General features: G+C 36.9%; 18 protein-coding genes and 1 pseudogene. 13 read left to right on the top strand and 6 right to left on the bottom strand.

What is annotated here, in order from left to right; genetic code table 11:
* The first annotated feature begins 46 nt into the window (after positions 1–46).
* The 7 genes from JWG40_RS17260 (at position 47) to JWG40_RS17230 (ending at position 8,772) form a co-directional block, all read left to right on the top strand.
* Positions 47–1,063 carry an LA2681 family HEPN domain-containing protein gene (locus JWG40_RS17260; RefSeq protein WP_205287010.1) on the top strand — a complete coding sequence of 339 codons (1,017 nt, stop codon included), beginning with the start codon at positions 47–49 and terminating at the stop codon, positions 1,061–1,063.
* 278 nt (positions 1,064–1,341) lie between these two features.
* A complete protein-coding gene (locus JWG40_RS17255) occupies positions 1,342–1,638 on the top strand; it encodes a type II toxin-antitoxin system HigB family toxin (RefSeq protein WP_205287009.1) in 297 nt (98 codons plus the stop codon).
* Entirely contained in the window at positions 1,635–2,036 is a 402-nt protein-coding gene (locus JWG40_RS17250) for a helix-turn-helix domain-containing protein (RefSeq protein WP_205287019.1), read from the top strand. Before JWG40_RS17255 ends, JWG40_RS17250 begins: the two co-directional genes overlap by 4 nt.
* A 901-nt stretch (positions 2,037–2,937) precedes the next feature.
* On the top strand, positions 2,938–4,470 hold the full coding sequence (locus tag JWG40_RS17245; RefSeq protein WP_205287008.1) for a lipid A deacylase LpxR family protein: 1,533 nt from the start codon (positions 2,938–2,940) through the stop codon (positions 4,468–4,470).
* 97 nt (positions 4,471–4,567) lie between these two features.
* A complete protein-coding gene (locus JWG40_RS17240; protein ID WP_205287007.1) occupies positions 4,568–5,896 on the top strand; it encodes an MFS transporter in 1,329 nt (442 codons plus the stop codon).
* Positions 5,896–7,587: a glycoside hydrolase family 2 protein gene (locus JWG40_RS17235; RefSeq protein ID WP_205287006.1), complete on the top strand. Its 1,692-nt coding sequence runs from the start codon at positions 5,896–5,898 to the stop codon at positions 7,585–7,587. The genes JWG40_RS17240 and JWG40_RS17235 overlap by 1 nt, the downstream gene beginning before the upstream one ends.
* 9 nt (positions 7,588–7,596) lie before the next feature.
* Positions 7,597–8,772 carry a YheT family hydrolase gene (locus tag JWG40_RS17230; protein WP_205287005.1) on the top strand — a complete coding sequence of 392 codons (1,176 nt, stop codon included), beginning with the start codon at positions 7,597–7,599 and terminating at the stop codon, positions 8,770–8,772.
* 2 nt (positions 8,773–8,774) lie between these two features.
* Here JWG40_RS17230 and JWG40_RS17225 read toward each other — a convergent pair whose 3' ends face one another.
* Complete coding sequence (locus JWG40_RS17225) at positions 8,775–9,917, bottom strand: AraC family transcriptional regulator (protein ID WP_205287018.1); 1,143 nt, start codon at positions 9,915–9,917, stop codon at positions 8,775–8,777.
* A 200-nt stretch (positions 9,918–10,117) separates the two neighbouring features.
* Here JWG40_RS17225 and JWG40_RS17220 point away from each other — a divergent pair, with 200 nt between their 5' ends.
* Both JWG40_RS17220 and JWG40_RS17215 read left to right on the top strand, forming a co-directional pair.
* Complete coding sequence (locus JWG40_RS17220; RefSeq protein ID WP_205287004.1) at positions 10,118–11,191, top strand: DJ-1/PfpI family protein; 1,074 nt, start codon at positions 10,118–10,120, stop codon at positions 11,189–11,191.
* Between the two features lie 107 nt (positions 11,192–11,298).
* A complete protein-coding gene (locus tag JWG40_RS17215; RefSeq protein ID WP_205287003.1) occupies positions 11,299–12,990 on the top strand; it encodes a methyl-accepting chemotaxis protein in 1,692 nt (563 codons plus the stop codon).
* Between the two features lie 71 nt (positions 12,991–13,061).
* Here the strand turns inward: JWG40_RS17215 and JWG40_RS17210 are convergent, their stop codons facing one another.
* Positions 13,062–13,607 (bottom strand): DUF4334 domain-containing protein, encoded by a 546-nt coding sequence (locus JWG40_RS17210; RefSeq protein WP_205287002.1) that lies wholly within the window; start codon positions 13,605–13,607, stop codon positions 13,062–13,064.
* A 442-nt stretch (positions 13,608–14,049) separates the two neighbouring features.
* Here JWG40_RS17210 and JWG40_RS17205 point away from each other — a divergent pair, with 442 nt between their 5' ends.
* Together JWG40_RS17205 and JWG40_RS17200 are read left to right on the top strand one after the other, a co-directional pair.
* Positions 14,050–15,003, top strand: coding sequence for a DUF1554 domain-containing protein (locus JWG40_RS17205; protein ID WP_232369463.1), 954 nt, complete (start codon positions 14,050–14,052; stop codon positions 15,001–15,003).
* A gap of 44 nt (positions 15,004–15,047) precedes the next feature.
* Complete coding sequence (locus JWG40_RS17200) at positions 15,048–15,458, top strand: CoA-binding protein (protein ID WP_205287016.1); 411 nt, start codon at positions 15,048–15,050, stop codon at positions 15,456–15,458.
* 4 nt (positions 15,459–15,462) lie between these two features.
* On the opposite strand, the gene JWG40_RS17195 is transcribed toward JWG40_RS17200, so the two are convergent.
* Positions 15,463–15,867 (bottom strand): hypothetical protein, encoded by a 405-nt coding sequence (locus JWG40_RS17195; RefSeq protein ID WP_332470999.1) that lies wholly within the window; start codon positions 15,865–15,867, stop codon positions 15,463–15,465.
* Between the two features lie 66 nt (positions 15,868–15,933).
* The gene (locus JWG40_RS17190; RefSeq protein WP_205287001.1) at positions 15,934–16,365 is read right to left on the bottom strand and encodes a DoxX family protein; all 432 of its coding nucleotides are present in this window, start codon (positions 16,363–16,365) and stop codon (positions 15,934–15,936) included.
* 132 nt (positions 16,366–16,497) lie between these two features.
* Between JWG40_RS17190 and JWG40_RS17185 the strand changes: the two genes are divergently transcribed.
* Positions 16,498–18,879: a TonB-dependent receptor gene (locus tag JWG40_RS17185; RefSeq protein ID WP_205287000.1), complete on the top strand. Its 2,382-nt coding sequence runs from the start codon at positions 16,498–16,500 to the stop codon at positions 18,877–18,879.
* A gap of 16 nt (positions 18,880–18,895) precedes the next feature.
* Positions 18,896–19,459, top strand: a complete 564-nt coding sequence (locus tag JWG40_RS17180; protein WP_205286999.1) for an LIC_11695 family lipoprotein — start codon at positions 18,896–18,898, stop codon at positions 19,457–19,459.
* A gap of 7 nt (positions 19,460–19,466) precedes the next feature.
* Here the strand turns inward: JWG40_RS17180 and JWG40_RS17175 are convergent, their stop codons facing one another.
* Together JWG40_RS17175 and JWG40_RS17170 are read right to left on the bottom strand one after the other, a co-directional pair.
* Positions 19,467–20,561, bottom strand: a complete 1,095-nt coding sequence (locus tag JWG40_RS17175; protein WP_205286998.1) for a PepSY-associated TM helix domain-containing protein — start codon at positions 20,559–20,561, stop codon at positions 19,467–19,469.
* Between the two features lie 95 nt (positions 20,562–20,656).
* A pseudogene (locus tag JWG40_RS17170) lies at positions 20,657–21,757 on the bottom strand (FAD-dependent oxidoreductase); the annotation flags it as partial.
* Between the last annotated feature and the right edge of the window lie 37 nt (positions 21,758–21,794).

The following is a 21,794-nucleotide window of genomic DNA, read 5'->3' as shown; positions in this document are numbered from 1 at the left end:
TATGCGGAATGCCCGACAGATATTCCGAATACAAGCAAAATTAACAATGAAAGATTTAGAGAGAAAAATTGAAAAATTAGGACATCGGATTGATCAAGGGCTTGAAAAAAAGGATGTTAATCAACTCAAGAAATGTATTGAAGAAGCTAGTGAGATCGAATCTTATCTTATAGATAAAGTTGATAATGCAAACGAACGATCTATCCTATCATATTTCGTTGGTAACGCTTGGTATAATCTCGACTTAATTAACAAAAGAGTAAATAACAAAAGCTGGGCATATGATAGAATCGAACAGGCAAATGCAATTAAATACTTCCGTAAATGCGTAAATGAAGAAAAGGTTTCAAAAAGCATTATAAGTTCCATACATATAAAAGCTTATACAAATTTAGGTAATATGTTCTCCCTTGCAGGCAGGAGTATTTATGCTTTAGAATGTTGGAAAAAAGCACTTTCTATAAATCCAAATTTTGCTATGGCAGGATGTTGTTTTAGCCATGGCTTAATTCAATTAGCAAATTTTTTCCATGATGAAAATCATAAATTTTTATCCTTAAAATATGCCTACAAAGGGTTATCCAGCTTTTTAAAAAGCAAGGATATTCACTCAAATGCTAGAGAGGTTTTCAACCAAGATGTTATATGGATTAAAAGTAACATTTACCAAAAACATCTTGATAGCGATTTCAAATTTCGAACATTTTCTTTGGGAAAAACAAAAAATGAAAAAGAATATAAACAATGGGTCTTAAAGAAATCGTTATTTTTAAACCCATTAAATGACTTATTTTATGAGTCTGCAATTGCGCACGACGTCCTTAACTTACCTAATATGCGCGTTGTAAAATATGATACGCCATTTCTACATGGGTTTTTTAATCAAAATAATGACCTAGCATATTCTATTAAAGAAACAAATTTTGATGATAAAGTATTCAAAATTTTAAAATGTGCAAGAGAAGCAATAATCTATTTGTCTCTGTCTATTCATGTCGAAGAAAGTAGAAACAATTCTTCTAACGATCTAGTAATACCACTCGAATTACCTAATTATGATTGAAACTAAACACTGGGTACTGCGCATAACAGCGACTTAACGCTTCGCTTCGGGACGAGCCCTCGCTTGGCCTGCGGAACATAAGCTTCTGACACTCCCCTTACCTCCGTAAGATCCGCGCCGACGCTAACGCCTGCCCTGCAGGCTCAGCTCCGAGGAACGTCGTCTAGGCTATTTCGTTATACACAATCGCAAAATTGTATGCCTCAGGACATGGGTAACGAATAAAATAATTAAAAAATACATTGACGTATCTCATTTTGAGATACACTCTCGTTCTAGTGCATATTATCAGCTGGAAGAAATTAGATGATTTCATTGTAAAACACCCTAATTCTGAATCTTCATTGAAAAGTTGGTTTAAGATTATTAAAAATACAAATTTCAAAGACTTTAATGAATTAAAGAAAGTTTTCAATTCTGTGAACCAAGTAGGTAAGTTTACTGTTTTTAATATTAGCGGAAATCACTTTCGTTTAATTGCTGCTATTCATTTCAATAGACAAAAAGTTTTTGTCAGGAACATTTTAACGCATTCTGAATACGATAAGGGGAAATGGAAAAAGGAGAATTTATGATTCTAGAAATTGAAAAAGTTAAGAATGTTTGGCACGATGTTAAAGATATTCTATCTGTTCCTCATACTGATAAACAATATAGAAAATTAATTAAGGTTCTTGATGAACTCATTGATGAAGTTGGAAACAACGAAAAACATCAATTAGCTCCGCTTCTAGAGACTGTAGGTAATTTGATTGAAGAATATGAAAATGATCATTTCATACAGCCAAATGCTGAACCGATTGAAGTTTTAAAGTTTCTTATGCAAGAAAATAGTTTAACTCAAAAAGATCTAAACATTCTAGGTAGCCAAGGTGTTGTTTCTGAAATCTTAAATGGAAAAAGAGAATTGAATGTTCGACAAATAAAAGCTCTTGCAGAAAAATTCAATGTTTCTCCATCTGTATTCATCTGATCGTGTAGCTTGCGACTTCGTATAACAGAAACTAACCGCTTCGTTCGGGACGAGCCCCCGCTCGGTCTGCGACACATAGGCTTCTGGCACTCCCATTGCTTACGCAAGTGCCGCTCTGTGTCCCTACGTCCCGTTGGGACACAGAGCCAGCCTACGTCATTAAGTCTAGTTCTTACAAAATCGAAACGATTAAAATTAGTTTGAAATCACCCAAACACTACCTACTAAAACCTTATTTCCACTAAGATTCCTACGAACAGGTGCAATATGACCTATTGAAGTAAGTAGTGTTATGAGCCAGAAACCCATTGGAAAGAAATCCAAAGTTTAGAATATCGTTTTCTGAACCGTGTTCGCGCGTAAAAGGAAAAACAAAAGAGTTTTATTTGGAAATTACGAAAGCCTACCATTCCGAAAATTTTCCAGAGGCCAAGGAAAAATTCGAAGGGAGGCTAAACTCTTTCCAGAAGATAAGGCAACTCAATTGTATCTGAAACAGTCGTTCCCACTACAAACCAAGACTCCTCACTTCAGTTAGACTTCACCGAGGAGGAAGAGTTAGTTGTTCTCAATTTCTTCGGTTTCGGAATCATCTTCCTCATTGCAGAAGTGAACAAAACACCTACGAATTTACCTATGGTAGATTATTGCATTCTACAATGGCCAATGTCTCTGACTGTAACTGCTGGTGCCCCTTCTGGAACAGTCTATATGCTTATAAAGTTTCGGTAACTGGCATCGCTTCCACAACGTATTGTGATAAGGACGGAAATGGATTAAATGGTGGCCTCTCTTTTTCCGATGCACAAATGGGAACCATGACAGTCAATTGAGGTAACTAAACAGATAAAAACCCCAGAGAGTTCCTTGCGAATTCGCTGGGGGAAGTTTCTATAGGATCATGAAAGCTTTTCGCCTCTTTTTCCTATTAGTTCTTATATTTAACTTTGGTGTTTGGACCCAAACAATAAAGACCAACAAAAAACAAAAACTATCAAAAGTGGAAATCCTAACTGAAAGGGAGAGGATAACTCCAGAGCCAGAGCCAAAAGACCAATACCAAATCCGACTGATTATGGAAAATGATGCTTTTGGAGCATTTTCAGATCGATATTATACAAACGGTTCTCGGTTGGAATTTCATATGACAGCCGGGGAATCCAATCCCACTCGCCGGATATTAGGATACTGGAATGACTTATTTATCACCCCTTCGCAATCAACAAAGTATTTGCAAGGATTTGCTTTAGGACAAGAGTTTTACACACCAACAAACATAACCAAGGCGGATGTATCTTACGGAGATCGGCCCTATTCAAGTCGGGCATATTTTAGTAACTCTTTAACTACTGCTACAGAAGATACTAGCATCACTACAGAATTAGAAGTGGGAATGATCGGTCCCTCTGTTGGTGGTAAATCAGCGCAGATGAATTTCCATAACCTCATTGGCTCACCAACACCACAAGGATGGGACACGCAAATTCCCAACTCTTACTCGGGTGCACTGAAAACAGATGTTCGCAAATTCTATCATCGATTTTTTGGAACCCAATACAATTTAAATTTAGGGAATGTGCAAACTGATGCATCTTTTGGACTTATCTTTCGGTTTGGGAATGTAGACAAAACACCTGGACCAGGTAGTTCTGCTCTTCAACCAGGCCCCCCCATTCTCCATGAAGATGGGAAAGGATATTGGTATTTTTATATAAATCCCGGTGGAACTTTTCAGTTCTACAATGCAACCATCCAAGGCCAAATGGGAACAGACAAAACATATAAATCTCAGAATAGAGATTCTGCATTTAGTAATTGGGACAATTTTCTAAACAATCCTACTCCAGAAGCAGGAGAGAGAGAAATTCAATATAGAGCTCTTGCTGAAGATAATGGAAAAAACTCTCTACAAAGATATATTTTGTTCAATGAATTTTTGGTGAAGGGGACGAACAATCCTTATGACATTGGACTCAACTACCTGATCTTTAATAATATTTTTAATGGTGCAGAGGATATCGAAAGAGGAACTCGATTATTCTTATTAAAAAGCTTAACAGACCAATGGGACCAAATACCGGATAACGCACGTGCGTTGGCTATTTATTCAATATTTAGACCGGAAGGTGGCAAATTACCTCCGCTCATTCGTCTTTATTCTTATGAAATTTTATCACAGTTTATTTTAGATCCAAAACAAAGAGAAGTCTTATTGCAGTTGTTACGCGAAGAAATAGAATATAGGGATGAAAAAACATATGTAGCCGATCTAAAACGAGCTGTCGGTTTTGTCAGAGCTGGTTTTGTTTCGGTTTCAAATGCAGGGTTTTTATTTGGTATCCATTACAACTACCAAACCATTGACTTTCAATCGGGAAAAGGTTTACCTCAACAACACCAATGGTTGGGGTTTCAATTAGGAAAAGTCTTTTAATCAACTATTTGTAATTAGAATCGCTATTGAAGAAAATTGAACCAGTGTCAAAAATTTAGTCGCCAATTAAGCCGTCTATATCTGACACTATGCGATCATGAACAATCACAATCTAGGTGGACGGCTTTGGTCGGTGCTCATTCTATTTGGCCTCGTTGGACAGATCGCTTGGTCCGTAGAGAATATGTATTTCAATCTTTTCATTTACAATACGATCGCAAAGAATACATCGTCGGTCACACTTATGGTTCAGTTGAGCGGAATTGTCGCTACCTTTTCCACTTTGGTCGCCGGCATCCTAACAGATAAAGCAGGAAATCGAAAGTATTTTATTTCCCTTGGTTATCTTCTATGGGGTATACTTACACTTTCTTTTGCATTTGTTTCCAAAGAAAATACAGCACAATGGTTTCAATTATCTGATACCAATCAAATTATAAGCCTAACTATTGCGATTGTGATCACTTTGGATTGTATTATGACAGCATTTGGTTCCACTGCCAACGATGCCGCATTTAATGCTTACGTAACTGATAATACAGAAAATGCAAGAAGCCTGGCGGAAGGTGTGTTGTCTGCCATGCCACTACTTGCTATGTTGATTGTTGCTGGTGGATTTGGAATGATCGTAAATGCCCTTGGTTATCCTGGACTATTTGTTTCGGTAGGAACGATGATGTCTGTTTCAGGGATCATTGGAATTTGGCTTATCAAAGACAATCCAAATCTTAAAAAACAAAATACAAATTTTATTTCAGATCTATCTTATGGATTCAAATTCACTATCATCAAAGAAAACCAGAAACTCTATTTGTATTTTATTGCCATGGGAATCTATGGAATAGCAAGCCAAATTTATATGCCATACCTAATCATCTATATGCAAGAATACTTAAAGTTCGATGCCATCCAATATTCTATTGTTCTCGCAGGAGTCATTCTTGGAGCTAGCATAATTACCGTTATACTTGGAAAACAATTTGACGGTAAAAACAAAGACAAATTACTCATTTACTTTTCTATTCTCTACATCTTTGGAATGTTATCATTGTATATAATGTCCAAAACAATCGATTTAAGTCTAAGTTCGAGAGTGATGTGGTTGACAGGGATCACGAGTCTCATCTTAATCACGGGGTTTGTGCAAGTCCTAGCACTTTTAGGAGCACAAATCAGGGACAATACACCAACAGAAAACACCGGCAAATTACAGGGGATACGAATGATCTTTTTTGTTCTAATTCCGATGTACATTGGTCCCATGATTGGAGAAACCATCAATGAAAGAACAAACCTTACATATATCGATCCAGTAAATGAAACAATTGCCCATGTACCATCGCCTGAAATATTTTTATTCGGAGCTATCTTTTGCCTGCTTATATTCATTCCTCTTTCCCTTTTATCGCGAGGAAAAAATTCGTAATGAAAATGATTTCTCATACTGAATACCCACGCCCTCAACTCGAAAGAGATAGTTATATGAACTTAAATGGAGAATGGGATCTAATCCATTCTCAAACAGGCAAAGAAGCTAAAACAAATTACAAAATCAATATCCCTTTCTCTCCAGAATCACCTGCGAGTGGGATCGGAACTTTTATACTGCAACCAAACGAAAAATTAATCTACAAAAGAGAATTTGAATTATCTTCTGAGTTTATCAATGATACCACCTTACTTCATTTTGGTGCTGTAGATTATTCTTGTATATGTTATATTAATGGTAAAGATGTAGGATCTAATAAAGGTGGTTTTTTACCATTCCAATTCGATATCACTAAGTGGATTCAAATCGGGAAAAACGAAATTGAATTAGTAGTCACAGATCCTACTGACATGGGAAACCAATCAAGAGGGAAACAAAAGCTGAAACGAGGTGGAATTTGGTATACAGCTCAATCGGGAATTTGGCAAACCGTTTGGTTAGAAAGTGTTTCCAAAGATTATGTAAAAGATATTAAAATTACTCCCAATATAGATACAGAATCTGTAGAGATTCTCGTAGATACAGAAAGTTCTACTATCACAATACAAATCTTGGACGGGGAAAAAATAATTGCTGAGTCTTCAAATGGAAATGCAAACATAAAGATACCTAATATGGAGCTTTGGTCACCCGAAAATCCAAAGCTGTATACTGTTTTGATCAAAACCTCTTGTGATTCTGTAAAATCATATTTTGGAATGCGGAAATTTTCGATAGATTTCGATGGAAAATTCAAAAGATTATTTTTAAATAACAAACCATACTTTCATAACGGACTTCTCGACCAGGGTTATTGGTCGGAAGGCCTTCTTACACCACCAAACGACGAAGCGATGATCAAAGAAATTAAACTCATGAAAGACATGGGTTTTAATATGTTACGCAAACACATTAAAATAGAACCTCTCCGTTGGTATTATCATTGCGATAGATTTGGGATTCTGGTTTGGCAAGATTTTGTCTGTGGTGGTGGCCCTTATGAAACCTGGAAGGTAGCCTATTTACCCTTTATCGGTTGGAAAACGAAAGATACGAAATACAAATTTTTAAATAGAACTGATGCATCTGGCAGGAACGAATTTGAAGCCGAAATTCCAAAAACCGTTAACTTACTGAAAAATACAGTTAGCTTATCCGTATGGGTCTTGTTTAATGAAGGATGGGGTCAGTTCGATAGTATAAGACTAACAGAAGCATTGAGAAAAATAGACAATACAAGAACCATTGATAGCGTAAGCGGCTGGTATGACCAAGGGGAAGATAGTAGTGACCTTAAAAGTTTACATCTTTACTACCAAAAACTAAAAGTTCCTAAAAATGAAAAAAGAGTCCTTGTACTTAGTGAATTTGGTGGTTATTCATTAAAAACGGAAGGTCACGTTTACAACGAAAACAAACTTTTTGGATATAAAATTCTACCGGATAAACAAAGTTTAGAAAAGGAATATAGTCATCTGATTGAAAACGAATTAATCCCTTTGATCGATAAAGGACTGAGTGCTTCCATTTATACTCAAGTCAGCGATGTTGAGGAAGAAATCAATGGAATAGTCACTTACGACAGAAAAGTGGTAAAGTTTGATATAGACTTTATGCGAAAACTAAATTCCAAATTAGTATATCGATAGGACATAAAAATGGATTTCATTACGAATTATCCTTTATTCACCTTTCTAACAATCCTTACTCTATTTTTTCTCCTTTACTATTTTTTCGAAGTAGTCGAAGCCCCCGTTCTTCGATTTAGCGAATCAGATTTTTTACTACGCATTATAGATAGATCACCTAACTTAACGAACAGATACTATCCTACATTTTGGTGTTTCAATCAACACCTAATGTTATTTCTACTAATGTTAAAAGAGTATCGCACAAAACCATACTTATATGACCAATTAGAACAGTTGAAAATGAAAGATGGTGGAATCACAGGTCTTGCTTGGTCTGGAATTAATGAAAAATCCAATAATGAAGAAAAGCCGATCGTAGTTGTTTTTCATACAATTAGTGGCGATGAACAGGATGTAAAATCAACGGTAAAGTATTTACGAGAACGTTTTCAATGGATTGTTGTTGTTTGTATTCGCAGAGGACATGGGAATCTTCCCCTTACCAAACCAAAAATAAATACAATGGGCTCCACTTCGGATTTAAAAGAACAGTTGGCTTACATTCAAAAAAAATATCCCAAAAAACAATTGTTTGGTGTAGGAATTTCAGCCGGATCCGGGTTGTTGGCCCGTTATTTGGGAGAGGCAGGTGTAAAAAGCCAATTTAAAGCTGCCGTTGCAGTTTCACCTGCTTATGATATCGAAAAGGCTTTTCACAGAGTCCACCCCGTGTATAGCAAAATCATGGGACAAAGATTGATTAATTACTTTTTAAAAACACATTATAAAAGTTTATCTAAATTAAAAGGAGTCGAGGAACTCTTTAAAATCAAAACCATTGGTGAGTTTCAAGATAAATTACATACTGTCTCTGGATTCAAAGATAAGGAAAATTATTATTTTCACTCCAACCCAGTATTAGTTGTCCAAAATATTAAAACACCTTTGCTCGTTTTAAATTCGGCAGACGATCCCATTTGTGTGAACCAAAATGTATTAGAAAATCTCCATTGGTTAGAAGCTCTTCCCAATACAATCCATATACATACCAAACGTGGAAGTCATATTGCTTATTTTGAAGGTTTTAAAGCGACTTCCTGGTCTGACAAAATCATAGGAGAATATTTTTCTGCAGTCCTCAAGGAAAATTTCAAGAAACCAAATTCGTCAAAAAAAGCAAAAAAGAAAACAAAGAGAAAATAGTTTTAATCTACTTGTGAGCGATAATTTTGTGGTGAAATGCCGAAACGTTCTTGGAAGAGTTTATGGAATGAAGATTTGGAGTTAAATCCAGAAGCATAAATTATACTCAAAATTGTCATATCTGGTTTTTCCAAAAGGAGCTTTGCTGCCTCTTGCAATCGAAATTGGTTGATATAGTTTCGAAATGTACAACCCAACCTAGAGTTTAAAATTTCTGAAAGTTGATGTGTATGTAGACCCAATCTTTTGGAGAGACCGGGCAGACTCAGATCTTCGTTTAAATACAATTGTTCTAGATTCATCAGGTCATCCAATCTTTGTAATACCTGAGGAACATTGATTCCATTCACACGACTTTCTTTGTATCGGGCCAATCGCGTTTCTTTTTTAAAGTTAGGAATGAATTCTTTATGGTTTATTTCTAATAATAAAATCAAAGCCAAAAGGAAAGTTAGTGCAGCACATGCAAGAATAAATAATTGCATGTAAAAAAGTTGAGAAAAAACAAACAAAATAACTACAAACAAGGCATAGACTAACAAAGATAAAAATGGTAAGAAGGAAGATTCGATACTTTCTTTAAAATTAACCTTCCAGCGAAACAACCGAATCATTATCGACAAAGTATATACCAAAATCGATACAACTCCGACGCTAAGTAAAATTTCAATTGTAGATTGATAAAGAGAACTTTCACTCGAAATCTGTAAATGATTTACAGGAGGCTCAAAATTCTCTGAACGAAATAGGTAAATAAAAATGATAGAGAGAATACTTGGTAAAAAATGATAGGATCGAATTTTATAGAATTCACCTCCGCTCATTTCTTCAAAATAGATATAACTCAAAGGACCAATGAGAAGCAGGCAAGGAATATGGATTCCATAAAAGAGGGGAAATGAATTGATTTCCTTTGTCAACTCTCCATAAATATGGAATTGTAAGATGGCAAGAGAGAGAAAAAGAAAAGTGGACGTATACCGATAAAAAAAACTGACCCCAAAATTGATTCCCATCAACTTAAGAAGTGGTTTTTCGGAAGTGAGATTTTGTTTACTCTCACCTTCTTTTTGAACCGTTTCTATCCAATGTGATATGGCAAGTAGAAGAGCTACGATAGCCCCGGCAAACGGAATCAAATTCATAACGTAATGGATCAACGAATCAGTCTCTTGTCTATTTTTTTAAAGGACAAAGACAAACTTTTTGGTCCATCTGTATCCGAACGGACGACGGGTCGGAGAAATGATGCGATCCTATTTTGATGGACGTAAATTACAAACCCACACCCCAAAAACCATTTCCCCTATTCCAACGACTTTTCATAAATAACATTACGTTTCTTATGATTTTAACCCTTGGTTTTAGTACTGCCAAACTACTGGGGCAAACAGAAAAAGATCCAATCACTCATTTATCAAAAATTCCCATAAAGCCGAATCACAAAAAACCAGTGATTGTTATTATTGGCGAAAACAAATACACAGAACTAACAGATTTTATTGTGCCGTATGGAGTCATAAAGCGGGCCAACATTTCAGAAGTTTATGCGTTAGCACCTAACAAAGGAATCATGGAAATGTTCCCAACATTATCCATTGAAATCACTACTTCCATCGAAGACTTTGACCTTCTTCATCCAGAAGGAGCAGATCTTGTGATTATGCCTGCCATTCATAACATGGACAATAAAACCTTAATCCAATGGATTCAAAAACAATACAAATTGGATGCCACAATTGCTGGAATTTGCGATGGAGTTTGGACTTTGGCTCATGCAGGCTTATTAAAAAATAAAAAGGCCACAGGACATTGGTATTCAATCTCTGACCTCACAAAATCATTTCCTGACACCGTTTGGGTCAAAAACAAAAGATACCTTCAAGATAAAAACATCATTACAACAGCAGGTGTCACGGCTTCCCTTCCTTTCTCATTGGCGATCGTAGAATCCATAGCGGGAAAAAAGAAAGCAAGGGAGGTAGCAAAAGACTTAGGAGTTCAAAATTGGGATTCTGTTCATGAAAGTGAACGATTTCATCTGGATTGGAAACTCTATTTAACTGCAGCAAAAAATCGAATCTTCATTTGGAGTTATGAAACCATTGGGATTACAATCTACGATGGCATTGATGAAATTTCTTTGGCCTTAATGGCCGATGCCTACTCGCGTACATACAAATCAACGGCCGTGGTTATGCATAGTTCTCAAAAAACCATTCTGACAAAATCAGGAATCCGGTTCGTTTCTGATACACAAGAAATTCATTCAAATCAAGTAGAAATCCTAAAAGAGATTCCAAAGAATGCAATCGCAAGCCAACAATTGAATGAAACTTTACGGGAAATTGAAAGTAGGTATGGAACACTCACGATGCAATTTGTAGCAATGCAATTGGAATTTCCCATGCACGAATGATACCATTATGTCTCGTGTATATTTAGGATCTAATTTCAAAATTTCTCCTTCCTGGGTTTTAGGCTAGCATCTCTTTTGCTTCTATGAAAACTGGAATCAGAAAACCTATGCATTCAAAACTTAAATTGTATTTCATCTTTTCCTTTTTGGCCTTTGGATCAATTTTGCTTTCCAGCATGACTCTGGTATTGCAGACACAGAATGCACTACCAGAGAACCTAACACCAACTATTGTAGTAGCGACAATTCTCCTTTTGGTGATTGGTGTCCTCTTTGGATTGACCTTAAGTTCCTGGTTTAGTAAAATCTTTGGGAAGTTAGAGGCTGCCTTTAAGGAAGTGGGACTCGGAAATTTACAAGTTCGGCTCACATACAGAAAAAATGATTTATTCTCAGAATTTTACAACAGTTTCCATAGAATGTTACAAGCCCAAGGCGAACTCATCCAACACATCAAAACATCCGCAGACAATTTATCTTCTGATTCACAAGAAATGAAGTTGGTAACTCTTGATTTTTCAACAAACTTACAATCACAGTCCGCTGCAACGGAAGAAGTATCTGCATCGATAGAAGAAATATCGGGAGTAGCTGTATCCATATCAAATATTGCAGAAAACAATTCACAAAGTATGAGTAATTTAACATCTGAAGTAGATCGATTATCGATGGCGATTGATAAAACAGGTGAATATGTAGAAGGAACTCTTGATTCTATAAAGAATATAATTGATCGTGCAGAAGCAGGAAAAAATACACTTCGCACAATGAATGAAGCAATGGACAATTTGTCCAATAGTTCCCTTGAGATTTCCAAAACTGTAGATGTAATTGCGAAAATCAGCGAACAAGTCAACATGCTTGCGTTGAATGCATCGATCGAAGCTGCACGTGCTGGAGACGCCGGCAGAGGATTTGCCGTGGTTGCAGAAGAAGTTTCAAAACTTGCCGAAAGAACTGCTGGTGCCGTCAAAGGGATTGATTCTTTAATGAAAAAGAATCAGAATGATGTTTCTTTGGGTAGAGAACGAATTGAAAGAACTACAATGGAAATCCAAGAAATCATTGGTAACATTGATTCTATTTCTGGAAAAATAACAGAAGTTCATTCTGCAGTAAATACACAAAAAGAATTAAAGAACAAACTACTGAAGGAAGCTATTTTTGTTAAAGAACGATCTGAGGAAATCAAAGAAGCAGTAACCGAACATAAAACTGCTACTAACGAGGTGATGGCGTCTGTTTCCTCCATTAGCCAATCTTCCTTTAGCAATTCTGAAAGTAGCGATGTACTTGCAGGAAAAATTACCGCAATTGCAAGCACTGCAGATAAACTGATATCAATGGTTGATCTTTTTAAAACAAATATTACTTCTGATGAATCTTCTATTTCCGAGAGAGATGAGGCCACTCACAAACTTCAGTTCCGATCAGAGATAGGTAGTATTTATTATGTGAAAGAAAAAGATTTATTAGAAGTGGTCTGGACTCCAGACTTTAGCGAAGAAAAATATACCGAAATATTAAACGAAGCATTAAACATCATACATAAATATAACATCCGTAAGTGGCTTGCAGACACTAGAAGGATGGGGCTTGTCACTCGTCCCGCACAAGAATGGGTAAACGTCAATTGGTTTCCCAAAGCAAGTAATTCCAGCCTCCGAAAGATGGCCGTCGTTGTCCCTAACTCGGCACTAGCAGCAATATCTATAGATGACCAAACACTGAAAACTGGGAATGTAGAGTTGAAATCTGTACCAAGTTTGGAATCTGGAATTGCTTGGTTAAACGACTAAACTTTTGACGAATAAAACCAACAGATCATTGTTTCATTTCGAATAACAATGATCTGTAATATCTTTTATCTTTATTTATCCCGTTCTAAAACAAAGAAAAAAGGTTGTTTCATTCCTTTGTAATCCATACATCCGAACAAAGTGTTTTGGTTTACTTTTTTAAAAACATCATGAATTGGAAGATTATCATAAATCATCGCAGCAGTAAGTTGCCCACGAAATTCAATTCGTCGAACGCGAGCTTTTGATTTAGAAGTCTGGAATAAAAACCGAACCAATAAAAATAAATATCGCAATGGCCATAAACTAGTAGAAGGGATTAATGTCGCTAATCGAACAGGCATTAGAGAAGGATTTACTTTAAATAGAGTTTTACCAAAAGATTTAAACACCAACGGGTGTACATTGTCTGGATCCACAAATTCTTTACCATACCAATTGAATGTTTCTAATGCTCCATCCATTGTATGTGCAGTGTGAAATCCCGACCCATGCCACTGACCGATTGTATCTTCTATAGAGACTGTTTCTAATGCATCAAATAGTGCGAACGAATCGTTTGTAGAATTGTTCTTTTTTGCACGCATTTCGTTGAATTTTTTTTCAAGAGTATTCATAATTAAATTGTAACCTAAGCCAATCTTTTTCTTCTCCCACTCCTAGGAAATATATATACAAAAAGAAAACTAATTTTCAAACATTAATCAAGAACAGATTGAATTGGTTTTCGTTCCTAGGTGATTCTTGCGATTGTTTCTTTTATTTTTTTTGAAACAAAATAGAATTCGACATCGTCGAATTGGCAAAATTAGGATTCGATTCAATCACCACCATTTGTTCTACCAAGTTCTGATCGAGAGATAGCAATTATGTTCCCGCGTGTGGTAACAAGTTAGGTTACCACCTCACAAAAGAAGGATGATCTAATTTTTCCGGCCAGAGCCACGGGAAAGATTGAGGTATATCCAATAAAACGTTCAAGTGAATAAAACATAACGATGATCGATATTTCATTGCAATTTATTGACATTAATAAAACGATTCAATCAAGACTAAGATATGAACCAACGGAAGCTCTTACATCTGTATTTGACTCTAATGCCAGTAACCTTATTAACTTTTTCGATAATCGTCAACTGCCAACCTTTTGCGTCCAATAACCCCTGTGATCCAAATTCAAACGCTTTTAAAGAAATTCAAATTTCTAAGGTAATCACCAAAGATTCTTCTCCACTATGTGGAAAAGATTATATTTCCAACTTCATCCCCTATTCAGTTTCAGGTTCGATCACAGGACTCACAAGTTCAGGGCTTAAACTTAGATTAAACGAATTCTCTTCTTTAGTAATCGATCAGAATAGTACCAAATTTTCATTTATCAATCAAGTAACAGCAGGATCGAATTATTCAGTCAAGGTGGCAAACCAACCGGTAGGCCTAATTTGTACTGTCACAAACGGAGAAGGTTTTATCAAAAATTCCGATATCAATTCTGTATCCATCTCTTGTGTGATTTCCTGTAACCCTTGTAGAATTTTCCTCTCTAATTCTGGTTATGCTCCCAATCCAGGCAGCGCAGTCAGTTTTGACACACTTTGTTCCACTGACGGGAATTACCCAGGTACAGGGACCTACAAGGCAATGGTAGTCGATGGAGTTACGAGAAGAGCATCTGTCAGCGCCAATCTTGGTGATGGTCAAATCAATTGGATCTTCGCACCCAATAGAGCATATTACCAACCTGAAGGTACAATTGGAACAACAAGTTCAGGTGGTTTATTTATTTCTACATTAACTACAAGATTTTCCGCCAATTCAAAGTATTGGACGGGTCTCAATGCAGATTGGACGACGAACACAAGTAATACTTGTAACCAATGGTCTAGCAATTTAGGAACCTATAATGGGATCATGGGGCAAGGCAATTCAACATCTGTTACTGTTATCACCACCGGTTGGGCTCCTGAACCTTGCAATGCGAATATCCAACAATTGATTTGTGTGGAACAATAACTTTCCCCACTTGCAATTTCCAATCCATCCTTTATACTTTCTCTATGAATGTAGCAGATTCCGAGATTAAATCCCTCCTTAAGTCTTATCAAAAAATTACAGTATACGGACTAAGCAATGATCCATCCAAACCAAGTCATTATGTTCCTGTCTACATTCGGGATAAAGGATGGGAAGTAGTCGGAACCTATCCCAAAGAACATAATGTAGGTGGATTCACTATTTACAAAAGCCTAAAAGAGATACCAAAAGAAGATCGGCGATTTATCGATGTTTTTCGAAGCTCCGATAAAATCCCTGAAGTGATAGACGAAATTTTAAGCCTCGGTGGAACAGAAGTAATCTGGCTCCAATTAGGAATTTCTCATCCAGAAGCTGAAAAAAGGGCAGAAGAGGCTGGGATTCGGGTTGTCTCCAATCGCTGCCTCATCATCGAACATAGAAATTATTTTTAATCGATTATGATTTTGAAACTAGCTTTTTACCGAGCCAAGTAAATGGAAGAAAGGATAACAAACTAATGGAAACAAACCATAGTGGTTGACCAGGAAGAAAGATAAAAAAATTGAAAGCGCCAAAAAGAGTAAGTAGACTACCAACTAAAATTACCATAAATGCATTATGGTTTTTGCTTAGTTTTATCGTTACAATACCGCTAACCAAGGATCCAAACAGATACCCCAAGTAAACTGGTATGTATGCAATTGTAGGTAGGTTTGCCATATAGTCTTTTAATAGTTCTGGATTAGCAATGATCTCATCGTTTGGAGGTTTTACGAAAAAAGAATTCAGAAATTCAAAAGTCATTATGATGACCATCGCAGAAACCAATCCAACTAATATAGAAAAACTATTTTTAAGCACAATACTACCTACCGATTACAATCAAAAAGTATTATCTAAATGGAAAGGCAATCCGAAAATTAATGTTTAAGTTTTACTCTTTGCTCGAAAGTTTTGCCATGACCCACAACTCCAAAGAGCCCAAAGAACAAGGACAGGTTGAAAGAATAAACGAATCAAACGTGCCCTATCGGTATCCAAACCAAAAGCACTAATTCCATTCATATATTGCGAAATATTTCCAGGAAATATTAATACAAAAAACAAAGCAACGATCCAACCAACTTGCACTTGTTTGCTGCGAAGAAAGAGAAGAGACAATCCTAAACTGATTTCTACCACACCGGACAATAATACCACTAAATCGGCATTAATCGGTAACCAAGTTGGTACTTGAGCCAAAAACTCAGTTCTATGCCATGTTAGGTGGCCAGTTCCAGCGAAGGCCAGAAAGGCCCCGAGTAAAATACGTAAAACGGTTTGAAAGAGAGTCCTTTCGGTTGTGGTTACTTGATTCATGGTAAATTAGACTAAAAATACGGTCCATAGATCCGGTCCCGAATCGATCTTCGGGAAATCCCAAATTAATGAGATTGAGTCTTTATCTCATTAATTCTCGACAAATGAAGGGGAGTCAGAAGGAATGGCCGTATGACCTTACTTTTTGAGAATCACTCTCATAAAAATACAGGATTAAGGAAAGCTCTTTCCCTCCTCCAAGGAACTATCCTGCAATACAAATTCATACTTTCCTCCTTCCTTCTTGTTTCTTTCTTATTGGGGGCACCCCTCCTCCCACAGACTAAGGAGAAAATTCCGCAACCTCTTCCAAACGAGACGGATCCCGTTCCCAATTCGGGAACAAAACCAGTAGAACAAGGAATTCGTGTTACTGGCAAAAAAGACCCGAGAGACAGAGAGATCCTTCGGACTCCTAATAGCATTAGCCGATTGAACGAACAAGAAATTCAGGACGCTGGAATCAACCGGACGAACGACATCGACAAACAGGTTCCCAATTTTTCAATCATTGATTCTGGATCACGGAACTTTACTTATTTCAACATTAGAGGAATGCGGAGTATTGCATTCAGTGAACCTGCTGTTGGTTTGATTTTAGATGGAATTCCACTTAACGACAATGTGGCGCTAAACACAGAGTTATATGGATTAGAAAACATTGAAGTTTATCGAGGAAGCCAAGCTACATTATTTGGAAAAAACTTTCAAGGTGGTGTGGTTGAAATTCGAACAAAAAAACCAACCAACGTCGCCGAGGGAAAAATTACTTATGATGCAGGGAATTATAAAAAACAAGAAACATCTGCTTATTACAATGCCCCCATCATCAAAGATAAATTATTTTTTGGAATCGCTGGGAAAACAACGGAACGAGAAGGATATCTATCGAATGTAACTGGCTTTTATTATCCAACGAATCGCCCCTATGAACTACCGGTAGAGATTTATAAAACTCATCCGGATGGCAGAAAAGGAAAGGCAGGTCGATTCCGTCTGTTCTTTACTCCCAATGAAATTTTTGAAGCAGATTTACAGGTCAGTGCAGAAAGTTTCGACGACGGATCTTTAAACTTAGTAAATTATTTAGGTGCTAAGTCAGAAAGAGAAAAAGCTTTGTTGCAAGGTTGTGTTGCCATGCCATCCAACTGTGCCAAGTTATATGGAACATATACCAACAGAGTCAATGGAGATAGAAAAGTTTACTGGGACTATGAAGGGAAAAGCAATGTTACTGGAAACACATATTCACTAGCAACGACCACAAAATTACCTAATGCCAATCTAAAGACAGCATCAGCAATTCGTAAGATGGACATTGACCCTATCACTGCTGATTCCGACTTTACCACAACAGATCAACATCGGTCTATCTATGTTGAAAAGGCCACAACCTTTCTCAACGATGTTTATATTGAATCCAAAGACAAACATGATCCGCTCCAATTCAAAGCTGGAATTTATGCCTCAAACAAAATTACAAATATAGATCAATCCAGAGAACATCGGGTTCAAATGTATGTAGGTACTGACTTTGGTGGCCTTCGTGCTCCCGCTCGAGAAAACAATGTTTCTAGAGTGCAGGATCGTAACGTTAGTTTCTATACTCATAACAGTTACACTTTTGCAGAAAAATTTACAATCACTATAGGATCGCGACTAGAACGACAAGAAAGTCGTATTTCTCATACCGAACAAGTGATAGGATTTTCTCCGATTAATCCATCCGGCGAGACAAAACTTTTGTCAGATCCATATACAATTAACAATCGTTACAACTACAACGTATCTAGGTTTATTTTCGACTACAAACCAATAGAAAACCTAATGTTTTTTATTGGATTTAGTCGTGGTTATAAAAATGCCGGTTATAGCACGGTAGTTAATATTCCAGACAAAGCAACATTCAAACCGGAAATCAACGATACCATTGAAGCCGGAGTCAAATCAGAATTTTTTAAAGGGAAGTTCGGTTTAAAATACACTCAGTTTTATACGGAAACACAAGACTTTCATGTAGTTCGAGCCGTCAACCTCTCTCAATACATAAACCTCAACGCAGAACTAGTTACCATCAGAGGTTATGAATTAGAAACATTTATCAAACCACATAAAGATGCAAAACTAGGACTTTCTGCAGGTTATACGGAAGGGATTTTTAATAAATTTTACGATTCTGTTCTGAATCGAGACTTCAATGGGAAGTGGGTTCATTTCATTCCTAAATACGATATTGTAAGTTACCTCCAATACAGAAACGAATATGGAATGTTTTTCCGCGGTGAATTCCAAGCTGTTGGCCAAATGTATTTCGCAGCAGATAACACAGTCTATAGCGACCCATATTATGTGATCAATTCACGAATCGGATATGAAACCGATACCATCTCGGCCTACCTATACATGAACAATATGAACGATCGCTATTACTTCACATCTTATATTGATGGAACATTTCAAGCAGTACCAGGTGCACCAAAAACCTACGGATTTATGTTAACTTATAAAATTTAAATTTCTGGAGAAAAATATGAAAACAAAATTAAAAACCCTTCTCACCCTAATTATCATTGGACTCTTAACATTCCAATGTGATTTGTTTGATCCCGAGTCAAAAGTTACCAGTGACGATCTGGTTTCCATGTTAGCGCTACAACAAATTAATGCAAACAGTATGAGTGAAGCACAAAGACTTGGACTGAATGTTGCTTATAGCCATAGATTTAGTATCAAAAATGGGCCTCATTTGTTTTGCCGGGAGTATTCTACTGCCTACTTAGAGAAACAAGCTGAGTGGGAAAAAGATATGGAACAGACTTATACAACTATTGGAAACGGTATTGGAATTGAAATAGTAGTAGAAAGACTGAGTGGACCTTGTGCGATCACAAATAAAGTAGCAGCTTGTCATTATGACGGAGTCGACGGTATCAACGATTTGATCCCTTATGCTTACACTACCGAGGGAGAACATAAATATTTAATTCCTGCAAACGCATACTATGGAGTAACGGATTTAAAGAGTGCCAAAGAAGCTTGTGAAAGATTCAAAGGAACTTATGTTTGTTACGATCCAAGTAAGTGTTGGCAGTAAATTAAAATCACACAGAGGAACTCAAAGGAATTTTTTGGGTTCTTCTTCTTTTATTCTTTCTCTTTATATAAAATATACTAACGCCACTAAAAGCAAGAATCGCTGGCGAAAGTCCCCCGATCACCCAAACTACCTTACTCAAATGATTTGCAAATGTCCCGAAATGTAGAGGACGAAATGAATCCAATACTCGATTCAAAAATCTTTCTTTAGACATATCGACTTTATCAAATATTTGTTTGGATTTCACATCATACCGAATATAGGAACCGTAACGACTTTCCAACCCAGAGGAATCAAAACGATTCCCATAAATTCCAATTGGTTCTTCTTTGGAATGGTGTGGAAAAGAAACATATCCCAAACGAAACCCAGGGATTTCTATTTTCGTTTGTTCTACCAATTGATTGATTGAATCTTCCTTACTCCAGAGATGATGGACTACTTTTTCTTCTGGAAAAGTAAGGATCACTGTGTCTCGCAAACTCCACCATCCACCAGTGATTGCTAAAATCAAATGGAACCAAACTGCATTAATACCAACAAACTTATGCAAGTCGGAAAAAAGGATTTGGGCGCTTTCTTTCCATCGAAGGCGAAACAAACTCACCCAGAATCGTTTGTAAAGTTTGATCCCACTAATCACCAAAAACAAATAAATAAGAGCAAAACATCCCGTTAAAAAATAACCCACCCCACCAAGAAAAAGACTATAGTGCAAAACAAGTAAAAAACCATAGAGGCTATCACTTCGATCCTCTTTCATTATTCCAATTACCTTGCCATTATATGGATTGATTAAGTAGACAGATTCACGGCTAGGGTTTTCTAAATTATGAAACCAAACTTGGTCGGCTTGGTCATTTAAGTCGGAAACCAACCAACCTGCAACACTTCCCTCCGGAACTTGGCTTAACAACTGTTTGTATAAAGTATCGATAGGAAGACGATCCGGCTCTACCGAAATAGAATAAGAGCCAGTAAGAGATTGAATTTCCTTTCCATAGACCAATAAAGATCCAGTCAGACCCAAAACCAAAAGGAAACTGGCTCCAAAAATTCCGAGAACCATATGCAACTGATACCAAGTTTTAGCCTTCACGAAAGATCGACTCCAAGAGGGGATAGAGCCATAATACTGAGATCAGGTCTCATTATCAAGTAAATCTTAAATTTACCCGATTCTAATCAAATCAGCTAAACAGATTCGTTCTGCTGAATCACCATCTCTCGGATGATTTTGTTTACTTCAGGACGACAACTTCCACATCCAGTGCCGGCACCGGTTGTTGTCATAATGGATTCTAAATTGTTGGCACCATTTTTGAATTCTTCTTCGATATTCCCCCGACCTACACTATTACATGAACAGACAAGAGCACCTTTTTGTGGTTTGGTGGTGGTTCCTCCCGAAAGTAATTTCCCTCGTTTGTCCCCAAGTTCCACCCCACTCGCAATCAAGTTTTTATATTCAACAAATTCGGCTTTATCTCCAATGAGTATGGCACCAACGAGTTTATCACCCTTCACAATGCATTTTTTATAACGCCTTCTTTTACGATCTAAAAATACAATTTCTTCGTATTCATCAGATAGATTTTCAAATGAAACACCCGGAAGCCGTAGTGATACCAACTCGAGGCCAGGAATTTTTAAAAGATTAGAATGTAAAGATCCAGAATAAGTTTTGTATTTATAACCAAATATATGTGAGGCGGCGACTTCCGCTTGTTCTTCAGCTGCAAGAACCGTTCCGTAAACGCCACTGGTATGTTCCGCCACTTCTCCAATGGCATAAATATCCGGATCACTGGTTTGTAAAAATTCATTTACCTTAATTCCCTCACCCAAATCAAACCCTAACCCTTTCGCTAAGTGCAAATTGGGACTGGTTCCCATCGCATAAACAATTCCATCGGGATAAAGTTTTCTTCCATCCTTTAACTCCACATTGGTGATGCGACCATACCCATTGACTTTCGCAATTTCTGAATTAAAAAGTACTTCGATTTCACGATTTAGGATCTCTTCTTTTAAAATCTCACAAGCCACAACATCCAACTGTTTGGACATCAACCGATCCGTTCGAACTAGAACAGTGACTTTTACATTTAGAGATTTTAATGCCGCAGCAAGTTCCAAACCAAGAAGTCCACCACCTACAATCAGAGCGTGGGAATCAGGAACAAAAAAACCTTTGATGCGATCTGCATCAGTTTTAGCACGTAAACTAAAAACTCCCACCATATCTGGTGTTATGGATTTTGGAATTTGAGGAGAACTTCCGGTAGCAAGGATTGTTAAAGATGCAAATGGCAATTCTCATTCGTATAAC

Origin of the sequence: Leptospira abararensis (assembly GCF_016918735.1) — a bacterium.
Classification (GTDB): domain Bacteria; phylum Spirochaetota; class Leptospiria; order Leptospirales; family Leptospiraceae; genus Leptospira_A; species Leptospira_A abararensis.
This window is presented reverse-complemented; position numbering and strand designations above follow the sequence as displayed.